The 13287-nt window shown below is 63.3% G+C and carries 9 protein-coding genes; 3 read left to right on the top strand and 6 right to left on the bottom strand.

Annotation, left to right across the window (positions count from 1 at the left end):
* Window positions 1-3: 3 nt before the first annotated feature.
* Complete coding sequence (locus ACSQ3Z_RS17970) at window positions 4-2166, bottom strand: GumC family protein (RefSeq protein ID WP_436172654.1); 2163 nt, start codon at window positions 2164-2166, stop codon at window positions 4-6.
* A gap of 241 nt (window positions 2167-2407) precedes the next feature.
* On the opposite strand from ACSQ3Z_RS17970, the gene ACSQ3Z_RS17965 reads away from it, so the two are divergent.
* Together ACSQ3Z_RS17965 and ACSQ3Z_RS17960 are read left to right on the top strand one after the other, a co-directional pair.
* On the top strand, window positions 2408-3823 hold the full coding sequence (locus tag ACSQ3Z_RS17965; RefSeq protein WP_436172653.1) for a lipopolysaccharide biosynthesis protein: 1416 nt from the start codon (window positions 2408-2410) through the stop codon (window positions 3821-3823).
* The gene (locus ACSQ3Z_RS17960; RefSeq protein WP_436172652.1) at window positions 3820-4914 is read left to right on the top strand and encodes a glycosyltransferase family 4 protein; all 1095 of its coding nucleotides are present in this window, start codon (window positions 3820-3822) and stop codon (window positions 4912-4914) included. Before ACSQ3Z_RS17965 ends, ACSQ3Z_RS17960 begins: the two co-directional genes overlap by 4 nt.
* On the opposite strand, the gene ACSQ3Z_RS17955 is transcribed toward ACSQ3Z_RS17960, so the two are convergent.
* The gene (locus tag ACSQ3Z_RS17955) at window positions 4900-6378 is read right to left on the bottom strand and encodes a glucosamine inositolphosphorylceramide transferase family protein (RefSeq protein WP_436172651.1); all 1479 of its coding nucleotides are present in this window, start codon (window positions 6376-6378) and stop codon (window positions 4900-4902) included. The genes ACSQ3Z_RS17960 and ACSQ3Z_RS17955 overlap by 15 nt on opposite strands.
* Before the next feature lie 283 nt (window positions 6379-6661).
* On the opposite strand from ACSQ3Z_RS17955, the gene ACSQ3Z_RS17950 reads away from it, so the two are divergent.
* Window positions 6662-7816, top strand: coding sequence for a GNAT family N-acetyltransferase (locus ACSQ3Z_RS17950; RefSeq protein ID WP_436172650.1), 1155 nt, complete (start codon window positions 6662-6664; stop codon window positions 7814-7816).
* Between the two features lie 76 nt (window positions 7817-7892).
* Here the strand turns inward: ACSQ3Z_RS17950 and ACSQ3Z_RS17945 are convergent, their stop codons facing one another.
* The 4 genes from ACSQ3Z_RS17945 to ACSQ3Z_RS17930 form a co-directional block, all read right to left on the bottom strand.
* Window positions 7893-9119: an FAD-dependent oxidoreductase gene (locus tag ACSQ3Z_RS17945; RefSeq protein WP_436172649.1), complete on the bottom strand. Its 1227-nt coding sequence runs from the start codon at window positions 9117-9119 to the stop codon at window positions 7893-7895.
* On the bottom strand, window positions 9116-9853 hold the full coding sequence (locus tag ACSQ3Z_RS17940; RefSeq protein ID WP_436173929.1) for a WecB/TagA/CpsF family glycosyltransferase: 738 nt from the start codon (window positions 9851-9853) through the stop codon (window positions 9116-9118). Before ACSQ3Z_RS17940 ends, ACSQ3Z_RS17945 begins: the two co-directional genes overlap by 4 nt.
* Before the next feature lie 392 nt (window positions 9854-10245).
* Window positions 10246-11511 carry an HlyD family type I secretion periplasmic adaptor subunit gene (locus ACSQ3Z_RS17935; RefSeq protein WP_436172648.1) on the bottom strand — a complete coding sequence of 422 codons (1266 nt, stop codon included), beginning with the start codon at window positions 11509-11511 and terminating at the stop codon, window positions 10246-10248.
* Between the two features lie 93 nt (window positions 11512-11604).
* Window positions 11605-13278: a type I secretion system permease/ATPase gene (locus ACSQ3Z_RS17930; protein WP_436172647.1), complete on the bottom strand. Its 1674-nt coding sequence runs from the start codon at window positions 13276-13278 to the stop codon at window positions 11605-11607.
* Window positions 13279-13287: the final 9 nt, after the last annotated feature.

Below are 13287 nucleotides of genomic sequence, written 5' to 3'. Positions count from 1 at the left end.
GGATCAGCTCCTCGCGACTGAACTGCGGCGCCATTCGCCGGCCCCAGAGGCGACATCGGGCATTGCCTTTGCCCCGGCGGGCTTTGCGCTGTCGATCACAAGAGTGGCGCTGCGTTCGATCTGGCCCGCGCCGAGATGCTGCTCAAGCAGGCCGGCAGCCCCCGACGCAGACTCCGAGGGGCTCAGCGCGAAAAGCATGAGATCGGCTCTTGCGAAGATCTCCCGATCCCAACCGTTATCACCAAGGGATGGGGCGATCACGAGCACGAAATCGAACGCGCTCCCGGCCTCAGTCAGAATGCCGCGCAAGGTGTTGCGACCCCGGGGTTCCGGACCCTTCTCCACAGCCGGACCGCATACGACCGTGCGCAGGCCGCTCGCGCCATCGATGAACAGGCCGGGTCCGTAGCCAGCACGGTGCGGCTGGCCTCCGATTTCAATCACAAGCACATTCTGCTCGGCCTGCTGGAGACCCATCCCGACCATGGCGCCCGCAAGCCTTGCGTCAACACTGCTGCGCGTGGAGGAAACCAGGAGCACGAAGGGTTTGGGGTGGTCGCTAAGGCGCTGGAGTATTTGCCGCATGAGCTTCAGCACGCCCAAAGAAAGCGCGTCGTTGCCGGCTTGAAACAGTGACTTCCTCAGCGCCTTGATGCTTGAATGCGCCGCACCGCCGGCGACCCCCGGCAGGCGGTATTCGCCGAAATTGGCTGGCAACGGACGAGACGCGGCGCGTGCGCCGTCCCTTCTTGGCTCGCTCGCCTCGATCGCCTGCGGCACCTCTTCGCGAGGGCTTTGCGGGTCATCCTCGGGCTTGCGGACTGGTCCGAGCGCGAGAGCGATACCGCATCCGGCAATGAGGCCCAGAAAGGCGCTGACCGGCAGGAGCAGGGCCGGCTTCGGCCAGGTCGGCTGCAGCGGCGCGGAGGCGGCGCTGATCGTTCGCGCCTCGGATGTCTGGACGCCCTGCATCTGCGACGTTTCCTGCGCGCGCTTCAGGAAGTCGTCGAGCACGGTGCGGGCGGCCTGGGCCTTGGAGTCCAGTTGCCGCAGTTGCACCTGTGCGATGTTCGAGTTCGTGGACTGCTGGCGCAGGGCCTCGAGCTTGGCCTGCAGCTTCGCGACATTCTGGGCGGCGAGATCATAGCTGGCCTTCAACTGCTGTCTTATCCGCTCCGCCTCGGCGGCCATCAGCCGGTTCATGCGATCGAGCTCCGACCTGAGCCGCGCAATGGCCGGATGACGAGGCCCATACATGGTTTCGAGATTGGCGAGCTCTGCCGCGCGCTGGTTATAGTCGTCGCGCAATTTGACGGCAGAATTGGAGAAAAGGATTTCCGCCAGCTTGGCCAGGCCGGCCGGCGAGGTGCCTGCGGCCAGCGCCTGATTGTATCGGTCCCGCGCCTGATCGGCGTCGCCCTGTGCGGTTATCAGCTGCGCCGTGAGCTGGTCGAGCTGCGACTGCAACGTGCCGCCATCGGCCGACCCCAGGATCTCGTGCTCCGACTTGAAATCCTCGACCGCGCGCTCGGCGTCGCTGACGTCCTTCTGAAGACCCTTGATCCTGTCATTGAGGAGAGAATTCACGTCGCTGTTGGCGGTTTCGCGCTCGCCGGCGAGGCCCGTTCTGTAGCGATTGACGATGGCGTTGGCGATGCGCGCGGCCTTGTCCGGCGATGGCGATGTGAAGGAGACGTTGATGACATAGGTCAGTCCTTCACGGTCCACCGATACGGCTTTTTGAAAGCGCTTGAAGGCCGCGTCCGGTGAGGGGCCGCGACCCGCTCCAAACATCGACAAGACACGCGAAACCAGGCCTTTGCCTGAAAACTCCGGATCGTTTTGAAGCCCCTCTTTGTCGAACACTGCCCCCAGCAAGTCCTGCGATTCGATGACGAAGACCTGGCTTGCAATGGCGGCACTGTCGGCGCCGATCCCGGGAAGAACGTCGTTGAAATTGGTCGCACGCGAATCGCGCGGGTCGATCAATATCGAGGCGGTTGCCGTATAGCTCGGGCTCGTCACGGCAAGATAAAGCAGTGCAAGCAGCAGCGCCGCGCCGGCGATGGCAAGCACCATGACGCGTCGCCCCCACAGGACTGCCCATAGCGGTCCTATGTCGAACAAAGGTGGAAGCGTGCGATCGTCGGTTCTGGCTGGCGTCATCGTTTTCCTCTGCAGAGCGCGCCTTCCGGCCTTACTCTACACCGCCAGTATTCAGAATTATCGTTAGTCTTCCGTTAAGGTTACCGCACCCAGTGCTCAAATTAATAAACTGGTGACGGTAACCATGCGGAGCGTTCGCGCTGGCGCGATCGCTGGCTTTTGCTCTATTGAGAGACAGGTTTCAGCGTCGGCTCGCCTGCCGCGGGGGTAAGGGCATCGCCGAACGCCACAGGAGCCGACGTTGGACGAAAACATAAGCAATCGCAGCGCGATATCGGGCGCCGACACCAGTCCTGCAGCCGACGATATGCGCATGTCCATCGCGACGCTCGCCAGGAACGGCGCCGTGGCGGGCGTGATCAAACTCGCCAGCGCCGGCCTGTCCTTCCTGATGTTCGTGGCCGTGGCGATGGTAATGGATGGAAGGCAGTTCGGCCTCTACAGCGCAACCTATGCCGGCGCCAGCCTGGTTTCCTTCTTCGCGTCGGTGGGGCAGCAGAGCACCGTGCTGAGGTTCTGGCCGCAATATGTCGGCCTCGGCGACCATAGCTCGGCGCATGGCATGATGGCCCGCGCCATCCTCGTCGCGCTCGCCGGGCTCGTTGGCTCCAGCCTGCTTATCCTCATGGTCGGGTACTTGCCGTTCGTCGGCAAAGGCACGCCGGAATGGCTCTCGCTGTGCGTGGCCGCAGCGGTCCTGTCGTTCGCGCTCGGCTGGTCGGAATTCACGTCCGGCGCTTTCCGCGCCAAGAACGCGCTCATATCCGGTCTGCTGCCGCGCGACATCATCTGGCGTGCAGGCACGATTGCCGCCATTGCCGCTTGCCACTCCATGCATATCGAGATGAGCGCAGTCGCGGCGACCTATCTGACTGCCTTGCTGCTCATCCTTTCGGTTGTTCCGCAGACGCTGCTTCTCGTGCGCGACACGGTGCGCGCCAGGCGCGGCCCACTCACGGAGGGGCAAAAGAGGGAATTCAAGACCGTGACGCTTGGCCTATGGGGCGTCACCTCGCTGCCGCCGGCGCTCGGCCAGGTGAGCACACTGCTTGTGGCCGTGATCCTGGGACCTGAGGCTGCCGGCGCGATCTTCGTCGCCGACCGGACGACGCGTTTCGTAGCGCTTGCGCTCAACGGCATCAATCAGGCGCTCGCACCGCAGATTTCGAGCGCCTTCTACAGCGGCGACAGGGCGCATGTTCAGCGCATCACCAATCTCGCCGCGCTCGGCAGCTTTGCAATTGCACTCTGCGTGCTGGCGGCGTTCTGGGTTTTCGGTGGCTTCATCCTGTCCATGTTCAATCCGACCTATGACACGCCCACCATGCGGGCAACACTCGTCATCTTCGGCATAGGCGCAACGTTTGCCACGGCTTGCGGGCCAATCGAAATCCTCCTGCAATTGACCGGTCTGCAGCATGCGCTGTTCAAGGTCCTGGTTGTCGTCAACATATTGGGGCTCGGCGCGACGGCGGTAACGACGTATTTCTTTGGACCCATTGGCGCGGCAGTCAGCATCGCCGGTACGGTCATCGCCTGGACCGCCATTGCCGTGTCGATCGCACGGCGCAGAATAGGCATAAATCCATCGGTCTTCGGCTTCACGATGGCAAGAGCTGCGCCCGTTCCCAGCGTGATGCTGAAAGGTCGTACGTGAAGATCATTCAGGTACAGACCCAGGCGGAGGCCGCGGGCGCGCAACGTATTTCCGACATGGTGGGCGAAGGCTTGCGGGCGCGCGGGCACGACGTGCGCACCGTTTTCATGTATCGTAAGACGGACGCCTTCGATGCCGATCCTTATGCGGATTTCGTCCTCACCGAGAGCCCAAGGGGACTGCCGGGGCAGATCCGGGCAGCCATTGGTCTCGCAACCTATCTGCGCAAGGCGCGGCCGGACGCCGTCATCACCTATCAGCATTACGGCAATATCTTCGGCACGGTCGGCGCCCGCCTGGCGGGCGTCCGCAAGATCATCGCCAACCAGAGCGGTTCGCCGCACACCAAAGGGGTGATGGGCGTCCTCTCCCAGATCGACAGGCTGATGGGCGTGATTGGCCTCTACCGGACGAATGTCGTCAACTCGGCCTGGACGGAAGCGCAATTCAGTCATTATCCGCAAGCCTATCGGCGGCGCTTGCGGCGCATCGATCATGGCGTTGCCGCACCGCCTGAAGACTTCGACAAGGCGGCAGCCCGGTCTTCCTTTGGCTTGCCTCGGAATGCATGGCTCGCCGTCTCGTCCGGCCGGCTGACGCAACAGAAGAACCAGATCGCGCTGGTTGGGGCGCTCGACCAGCTGCCGGATATCCATGTCGCGATTGCCGGTGTCGGGCCGGAGCGGGACACGCTTGTCGCCTTGGCCAAAAGCCGGGATGTAGCGGACCGGCTGCATCTGGTCGGCGAGGTTCCCTCGGCACGTATTTTCGAATTCCTGGCGGCAGGCGACATCTACGCGTTTCCGTCGTTGAATGAGACCTTCGGTCTTGCCTGCGTCGAAGCGGCAATTTCCGGTTTGCCTGTCGTGGCGAACGACCTCGCCGTCATGCGGGAGGTGCTGGCTACCGAGGATGGCGAGACCGCGGCGATCTTCGTCGAGGACGACGCCACCGGCATGGCCAAGGGGCTGGCAGACTTGATGGCCGGGCCAGAAATCATGGCCAGGCTTTCAGCGGCAGGGCGGCGGCTCAAGGACAAATACGCGCCGGCCAGGATGTGCGCGGGCTACGAGGCGCTACTTCTTTCCTGAGCGCCTTCGCACCGCAGCTATGCCGTCGATCACTTCCAACGTGCCCGAGCGATTGAGCGTGTGGATTTTCGGATAGGGCCAGTCGCCATCGGTGTCGATCGGCCGGGGCGCCGACAGCCGCACCGTCTGATGGTCGAGTTCCAACAGTTCGCACAGGCCGAGCCCGCCGCCATAGCCGAGCGTTCCGTCCTGGACCGGGAGCAAGACACGGCCCTCAGTGTTGCGAATGAAAGCGCCGCCTGGACGAGCCATGCGATGGTCTATCAAAATCGGGTTCATGCGATGGGGTTTCCACGGGCCGGCGAGCGCGGGAGACGAGAAAACCACCAGCGTGTCGGAGGTGCTTCCATAACCGTCACGATCCGTGGCGAACAGCCAAAGCAGCCCGCCATGCTCGAGCAGCGTCGCGTCGGAAATCTCGCCTTCGACCAACACGGTCTCGGCGATCCAGCCGTCCGGGAAGGCCGAGGCGCGGTAGAGCGTGAGCCTGCCGCTGGCGCTCGCCTCGGGAAGCATCCAGATCGCGCCGTCGCGCTCGAACACCTGCGGATAGGAGAGATGGTGCGGCTCTTCCAGAACGACGCGCGGCGCCTCGGGGGCGCCGGCTGCGTCAAACGGAACGACGGAGATGACGGCCTTGCCGGTCGCATGGGGATAGTCCTCAACGAACAGGAATGACCGGCCCTGCCGCTGGAACGGGAACGGATCGGCATAGAAGTGGTCGCCCGGGTCGGGCAGGACCGACCAGCCGGGGCCAAGCCCGCCCGTATTCGCCACGCCTGGCGCATCGGTAAAGCGGTAGCCGACGCGCCAATGCGCGTGGCGGAAGCCTATGCGCCGAATAATCTCCCGGCCAAGCCTCGGCACCGCCGAGCCCAGATAGGCAGGCGCGAATTGCATCGCCGTGCCGCCGCGGCGGACTCCAGGCGTGTCTTGCCCCCACGGAAGCCGGTCTTCAGCAAATGCCCGAACCACCGAGACGACCAAGGTGATGGCGCGGGCAAGCACGTCCTCGCTGCCAAGTGCCGCCGATTCCCGCTTGTCCACCATCGGCCGTGCCAGGCCCACCACTGTCTTCTTGTCGAGGACGGCTTCGATCAAAGGCAGCTTTCCGGCCGCGACCGCGATTGCCGCCGAGAGATCAGACCCGGATCCGTCGAACAGGAGGCCGACAGTCGGGACATCCGATGGGGCAGCGTTGCCGGCGAGGTCCAGCCTTAGCGAGGCGGGCCGGCGGCTGCTGCGTGCCTCGATCTCATGCTGCGAGGCGGCAAGGTTGGGGCGGCGCCGTCGAAACAGGCGCTGTTCAAAAGCAAGGGCGGCTTTTGCCGCCATCGGCCAGTTTGCTGCTCCGGGCTGGTGGCGCACAGCCACATCGTGGCCGTCCGCCCGCAGCCGCTCTATGGCGACCTTCTGCCACAGGCGGGGGCTCGATTGCGGAACAATCACCTCGATCGACAGCATGTCATTCCCGTCCGGCTGTAATGGTGTTCGGGTTCCAGACACTTGAAAAGAAATGATTTGGCCGAAAAAGCTTACATTGGAGTTACATTCAAAGTCCGGCTGCGTGGTTCACGAGAAAATAAACTGTCGACCGACCCATCTCGAACCAGCCACGGAGGGCACATTCTAAGACAGATTTGCAACCGGGGTTCGCATATACCAAGTTTCCAACAATCCTTGCGATTCGCCTTGACGCGGACCGCAAGACGTCGTCGATAGATCAGGCCCAGCCGGTTCGGATCACATGTTTGAAGTCACTGCCGAGGATTCGTTCGATTTCCGTTCGAAGGAGTATGCCGAACTCTTCGCCAGTTCGGCGGCGACCGCTTTTCAGCATCCAATATGGCTGAGCCAGCTCTATGAGAGGATCGTGCGGCAAGGCGCTGCCACGCCACTTGTCATCGTCGTGCGAAACGGTGCGGGCGGAAAGCTCGCGATGGTTTTGCCCTTGGTCAGGCGCCGGTACACACTGCTCAAAGTGGTCGAATTCGCCGACATGCGCGTTTCCGACTACGTATCGCCAGTCGCCGACGAGGAGACCTTCTCGCGTATCGTGGCGGACAGTCGAGCCGTTGCCGCGATCCGAAGGCATCTGAAGCCTTACGATCTCCTGCGCATCGGCAAACTGGCGGACCGCTCATTGGCGATCGAGCGGCTCCTTGGCATCGACAAGCGCGAAAGCATGGGCATGAGCGCTTACTCCAGCAAGCTGGAGCCGACATTCGCCGCCTGGCGCGAGCACCAGCTCGACCAGTCCTACCGCAAGGAGCTCGACAAGAAGTCCCGGCAGCTCGGCCGAATAGGAGAGGCGCGCTTCGCATGCGCTGACAACGTCGCCGCCATCCGCACGACTTTCGATGCGCTCAAAATCTATCGCGGCAAGCGTTTCGATGGCAGCAACGGCCCCGCCGACCTGCTGCAGCTGCCGTCCTATTTCGATTTCTACCTGGCTGTGGCGACCGAAGGGTGCGGCGGTTTCGCTCGCACCTACACTTTCTGGATGAACGATCGGGCAATCGCCGGCGCGCTTGGCCTCGAGCACCGCGGCTCGCTGCTTGTCATTCTCGGCGGCTTCGACGAGGCCGGCTACAGGAAGCAGTCGATCGGCAGCCTGATGTTCGAACAGATCGCCCGCGACTGTATCGAGCGCGGCGACCATTCCCTCGATTTCACCATCGGCGACGAACCCTACAAGCGCATCTTCGGCGGCCGGCCATCACCGATGTGGCAGATCTTCCGAGCCGGCAGCCCGCTCGGCCTGGCGGCACATCTGACGGTCGAGAAATTGCCGGCGGCCAAAGCGCTGGCGCGGCGCGTGATCGGTTCGCACGGGAAGAAGGCCACCGCTGGTCATGTGGTGACGTCGCCAGCCTCCACCGACGAGGTGGCTGGGCCTTGAGATCGGAACGAGCCCAAGGCGCGCCTCCCAAAACCACTGCGTAGTTTGGGCGACAGATCAGCTGATTGGTCTGCGATCACGCCACGGGTTCGACTGCGGGCTTTCTGAGGTTGCGCAGCCTGGCGGCGAAAGCGGGGCTTAGATTGTCGATCTCGTGCATGATGCGGCGGCGGCTGAAGTGAATTTGCCGGCGCGCGCGCCAGCGCAGGTCGGTGTCGATGGTCAGGCTGCGGCGAAAATGAGCCAGTTGGAGACCATGCTCGTCCATCGCCTGCTTTACCGGATCGGCGTAGAAGGCCGCGATCTTTGCAGCGGCCATGCCGGGTGAGGCCAGCCATTGCGGCACATGCACGGTGCATAGGCGCTCGACATCGGTGAGCAGCCGGCTGACACCCGTTCCGGCGGCCGGACAGGATGTCTGGTAAGCATCGCCGATCAAGACGGCCCCGTCGCGCACGCAATTCTCGGCGACGGTGATGTCGGTGAGCCAGCTCTCGACCCGGTCGATCACTTCGAAATCGCCGAATGCCTTGACCAGACCCGGCAGCGTTTCGATGAGCGTTTGCCTGGGATTGTCGCGCAGCGCCTTGACCCAAGGGTCGCGATGCTCGCGGAAAACGAAGAGATTGGCGCGGGTGACGTCGGCGGCGGGGAACAGGTTCAGATAGTCGATGCCGTCGGAAACCCGTTCGCCGTAGTAGGTGAGGGCGGGATGCCGAAAGGCGCTTGTTCCCACCGGGCGAAGATTGAAGCCGAAGGTCAGCGACTGGCGCTGGTGGACGAACTTGCGCTCGATACCAAGGTCGCGGCGCAGAATGTCACCCATGCCGGTGGCCAAAACGAGAAGCCGCGCCGTCACGTCGCCGTGTCCGAGGATCGACACACGCTGGCGTTCCGGGCCTGCCTCCAGTCCGCTCACGCGACCAGCGATGAAGCGCACGGTGTCGGGCAGTTCGGCCCGCATGGCGGCGACGAGGTCATCGTAGAAAATGCCGTAGTGCCGGGCGTGCGTGCGGTCGAGCAGGCGCCCCTTGCGTATGTTGACGATTTCGTCGAATGCCACGGCCGCCGCGGAAAGCCCGTCCAGAAGACCGATCCGGCGCAGTTTTTCGATCTGGTCGCCGGCTATCTTCTCGACGCGGAATTCGCGCGGAAAGACCTGATGGCGGTCGATCAGCGTGACGTGATAACCGGACCGCCCGAGCACGTTTGCCGCCAGCGTGCCGGAAAGCCCGCCGCCGACTATGACTATCTCCGTGTCGGTTCCGGCAGGCAGCGGACGGTGGGAAGGCTCGGCTGTCATCTGGAATACCTCAATATGGCGTAGATGGCTTGGGGACTTGTGGTGAAATAGCGCCAGAAAAGCCGGCGCGGCTCCATCAGCGCACGCCACAGCCACTCGAATCCGGCCTTCTGTATCCACAGGGGCGCGCGCCGGACCTTGCCGGCGATATGGTCGAAAAGCCCGCCCGACGTCTTGATCACCCCGACATTCTGGAGTCGCGATGCAAAGTCGCGGACGAAGATCTGCTCGCGCGGAACACCGAGGCCCAGCCACAAAATGTCGGGCGCAAGCGCGTTGATCTCGTCGAGCTTCTTTTCAAGCGCCTGGCCGGCAAGGAAGCCGTGGCAATGCCCGACGATGCGCAGGCCAGGGTATCTGGCCTTGACGCTCGCAACCGCCTTGTCGTTCTCGGCCTCTGTCGACCCCAGCAGATAGAAGGTCGTGCCTTCCTGCTCGGCGAGCTCGGCCACGTCGTGAAAGAGGTCGGTGGTGGCTACCCGCTCCGGCAAATGCCTGCTGCACAGCAGGCGTGAGGCGAAAACAAGCGGCTGGCCGTCGGCGAAGATCTGGTCGGCTTCGCGGAAGAGGACGGCGACGTCCACATTCGCGAGCGCCTGCGCGATGACGTCGCCATTGGCGGAGGTGAAATAATAGGGACGGCTGCTGCGGATGTGCCCACGCGCCGCGGCGATCATCAAGCGCGCGGCATTTGGCCGGTCGATCACCGTGATCGGCAGCCCGCCAAGCTGCACGGTTGGAAGATCGAGAAGGCTTTCCTGGAAACGAGCCAGATCTTGCCGCGCGACATCAGTCGCGCTTGCGGGCCTGGCTGAACGTTGACGATGCGAACGGGGAGACTGGGTTGCGGACGTCGCGGCTTGCGCGGAACCGGGGGGCCCGGATCCACTTGTCGTGGCCTCATCTCCTCCAAGATCCCTTGGAGAGGTCTCTGAAATTTTGCGCATAGAAAAACTGCCCCATCCCCAGTATATCCAACCTACCCCCTTGCTTGGCACCATAAGTAAAAATATCGGAAAGTTAAGCGGTAGATTAATAATTAGTTAATGCGTACGTTTTGTCTAAAAGTTTATATATCCCAAGCGAATGGGAAGACCTGCGCGATCATCTGCCGGCCGCCGAGGTTCTATTTCTGGCGGAAGGCGGAGTGAAACGAGGTGAGCAGCGGGCCCAGTATATAGTCGAGGGCGGTGCGCTCCTCGGTGACGATCATCACCGAAGCCGGCATGCCAGGGTAAAGCGCGATCTGCGGCGCCGCGGCCAGTTCGGCGGGATCGACCGCGATGTCGGCGATATAATAGGGGAAGCCGGTCTTGCTGTCGGTGATGCGATCCGCCGAAATGCGGGTGACGCGTCCGTGGATGATCGGTATCGAACGCTGGTTGTAGGAGGTAAAGCGAACTTCGGCCGTCATGTCGGAGCGCAGGTTGGATATGTCCTCGACGCGAACCTGCGCCTGGACGATCAGCGAATTCTGCGTCGGCACGATGTCGAGGATCGTCTGCCCCGGGGCGACGATCGCGCCGATCGAAAAGACGCTGAGATCCATCACCTGGCCGTCATAGGGCGAGCGAACCTCGGCACGGTCCATGGCGGCCTGGGCGGCGAACATCTTCGGCACGAGGTCCGCCAGGCCGGATTGCGTATCGATCAGCATGGCGGAAAGCTTGGCCCGGCGCTCATTGGTCAATTGGGCGATCTGGCTTTCCAGCTCGGCCTTCGCCTGACGGCTTCCGGCGATCGCCCCCAGATTCTCGTCGATCAGGCCCTGCAGGTCCGAGGCGGATCTATCCAGTTCCAATATGCGCGGCCGCGTCGTCAGGCCGGCCTTGAGGAGCTTCGACAGGCTGACTTTTTCGTCGATCGTCGATTGCAGCTGGGCCCGGAAGGATTCGACGCGGGCCTGCTTGCCCTGGATCTGTTCATCAAGCTCGGCAATCCGCCGTTGCAGGATCTGCGTGGCGCCGGCCATCGAGGCGCGCTGGCTTTCCAGGTCGGCGATCTGGTTTGCCATGGCATCCTTGAGATAGGGCTCGTGCTCCTTGAGGATATCCTGCGGAAAGGCAACTGCCCCACTGCCATCCAGCTCGGCCTTGATCCTGGCGTCGGTGGCGCGCAGGAGCGCATATTGCTGGGCGTAGAGGTTGAACTCGGAGCGAATCCTGGTGTCGTCGAGGACCAGCATGACCTGGTCCGCCTTGACGATGTCGCCGTCCTTGACCCGGATTTCCTTCACCGTTCCGCCGTCGAAGTGCTGAACGCTCTTGCGGTTGCCTTCCACCTTGACGACCGCATCGGCCAGGACGGCGCCGTTCAGCGGGGCAAAGGCGGCCCAGCCGCCGAAGACACCGAAGAAGGCGACGATGATCAGCAGGCCGATATAGGCCGGCACCCGGATGGAATCCGGGGCCCCGGGATGCCGGCTTCGCCGGGCAGGCTTCGGTAGATGAGGGCGCTGTCGCTCAACGGTCACTCCTCAGGCAGGTCATTGGGTTGCCACCGCAATTGAAGTTGCACGCTGATTGAGCCGTGCCACGATCTCGTTCCTCATGCCGAAGGCTTCGACGGCACCGTCCCGCAGCAGCAGGATCTTGTCGACATTTGCCAGCGTTGAAGGCCGATGCGAAACGATGATCACCGTGCTGCCGCGACGCTTGAGCTCGATCGCGCACTCGCTCAGCGCACGGTCGCCATCGGCGTCGAGATTGGAGCTCGGCTCATCGAGAACGATCAGGTTGGGTGTGCCGAACACCGCCCGGGCAAGCGCGATCCGCTGACGGTATCCTCCCGACAGGACGGCGCCGCCTTCGCCGATCTGCGTCTCGTAGCCTTGCGGCAGGCGGATGATCATGTCGTGCACGCCGGCGAGCCGCGCGGCCTCGATCACCTCCTGGTCGACATTGGTCTTGAAGCGTCCGATGTTGGCAGCGACGGTGTCGGAAAACAGCTCGATGTCCTGCGGCAGGTAGCCGATGTGGTCGCCGAGTGCGTCGCGCCCCCAATGCGACAGGTCGGCGCCGTCCAGCCTGACGGTGCCGCGGCTGGGCTGCATGACGCCCGCAAGGTGACGCGCCAGTGTCGACTTGCCGGCGCCCGAGGGGCCGACAATACCCAGCGCCTCGCCTGCCTCCAGCCGAAACGATACGTCCCGCAGAAGCACCTTCTGCTGGCTGGGAATGGCAAAGCTGACCTGTTCGACCGAAATCTTGCCGGTGGGCTTGGGCAGGTTGAACGATCTTTCGGTCTGTGCACCGCCGTCGATCAGTTTGTGAACCCTCGCCAGTGCCGCCCGCGCAAGGACCAGGTTGCGCCAGAGGCCGACGATCTGTTCGACGGGCTGCAAGCCTTTGCCCAGCAATATGCTGGCCGCGAACATCGAACCGGCCGTGGTCTGCCGTTCGATCACCAGATAGGCGCCGAGGCCGAGGATCAGCGACTGCATGGTCAGGCGCAGGAACCGGATCACCCCCGACATCAGGGCGGCGCGGTCGCTGGCTTGCGTCTGACGCCGAAGCGCCAGGCTGCGGTCGCGCCCCCAGCGGCGGATGAGGCCGTCGATCATGCCCATGGCGCGAATGACTTCCGAGTTCCTCAGGCTCATCTCGGTGAAATTGTAGTTGGCCGTTGCCAGGTCGTTGGCCTGCTTCAGCGGCGCGCGCACCAGATATTCGTTGATGACCGCCATGGCGACGAGCAGCAGGGACGAGCCGAGCGCGAAGAAGCCCAGCCAGGGGTGCAGCAGGAAGATAATGGCGATGTAGATGGGCGACCATGGCAAGTCGAACAGCGCATTGATGCCCATGCCGGTGATGACCTGCCGGAACGTGTCGAAGTCACGCACCGGCTGGCTCTGCGAGGAGCCAGACTGCGAGGTCTCGACCGACGCGGCCACGATCCTCGCCGACAGCAGCCGGTCGAGCCGCACGCTGGCGCGCGTCAGGATCGTGGCACGCATGAGGTCGAGGCCGGCAAGCGCGAGGAAAGCCGCAAGCAGCGCGATGGTCAGCATCACCAGCGTGGTTGCGCTGCCGCTGGTCACCACCCGGTCGTAGATCTGCAGCATATAGAGCGGGGAGGCGAGATAGAGCAGGTTGATCGCCAGGCTGAACCCTGCCGCGATCAGGAAATAATGGCGGCACGCCAGCAGGGCGTCCTTCACGATCTGCGA

Source organism: Mesorhizobium sp. LjNodule214, from assembly GCF_964252735.1.
Lineage (GTDB): Bacteria > Pseudomonadota > Alphaproteobacteria > Rhizobiales > Rhizobiaceae > Mesorhizobium.
The sequence above is the reverse complement of the archived record's forward strand: the minus strand, read 5'-3'. Positions and strand labels throughout refer to the sequence as shown.

Excerpts from the sequence above, each read along its gene's own strand:
- ACSQ3Z_RS17970 (WP_436172654.1), bottom strand. The coding sequence starts at position 2,166 with ATGACGCCAGCCAGAACCGACGATCGCACGCTTCCACCTTTGTTCGAC.
- ACSQ3Z_RS17955 (WP_436172651.1), bottom strand. The coding sequence starts at position 6,378 with ATGCTGTCGATCGAGGTGATTGTTCCGCAATCGAGCCCCCGCCTGTGG.
- ACSQ3Z_RS17950 (WP_436172650.1), top strand. The coding sequence starts at position 6,662 with ATGTTTGAAGTCACTGCCGAGGATTCGTTCGATTTCCGTTCGAAGGAG.
- ACSQ3Z_RS17945 (WP_436172649.1), bottom strand. The coding sequence starts at position 9,119 with ATGACAGCCGAGCCTTCCCACCGTCCGCTGCCTGCCGGAACCGACACG.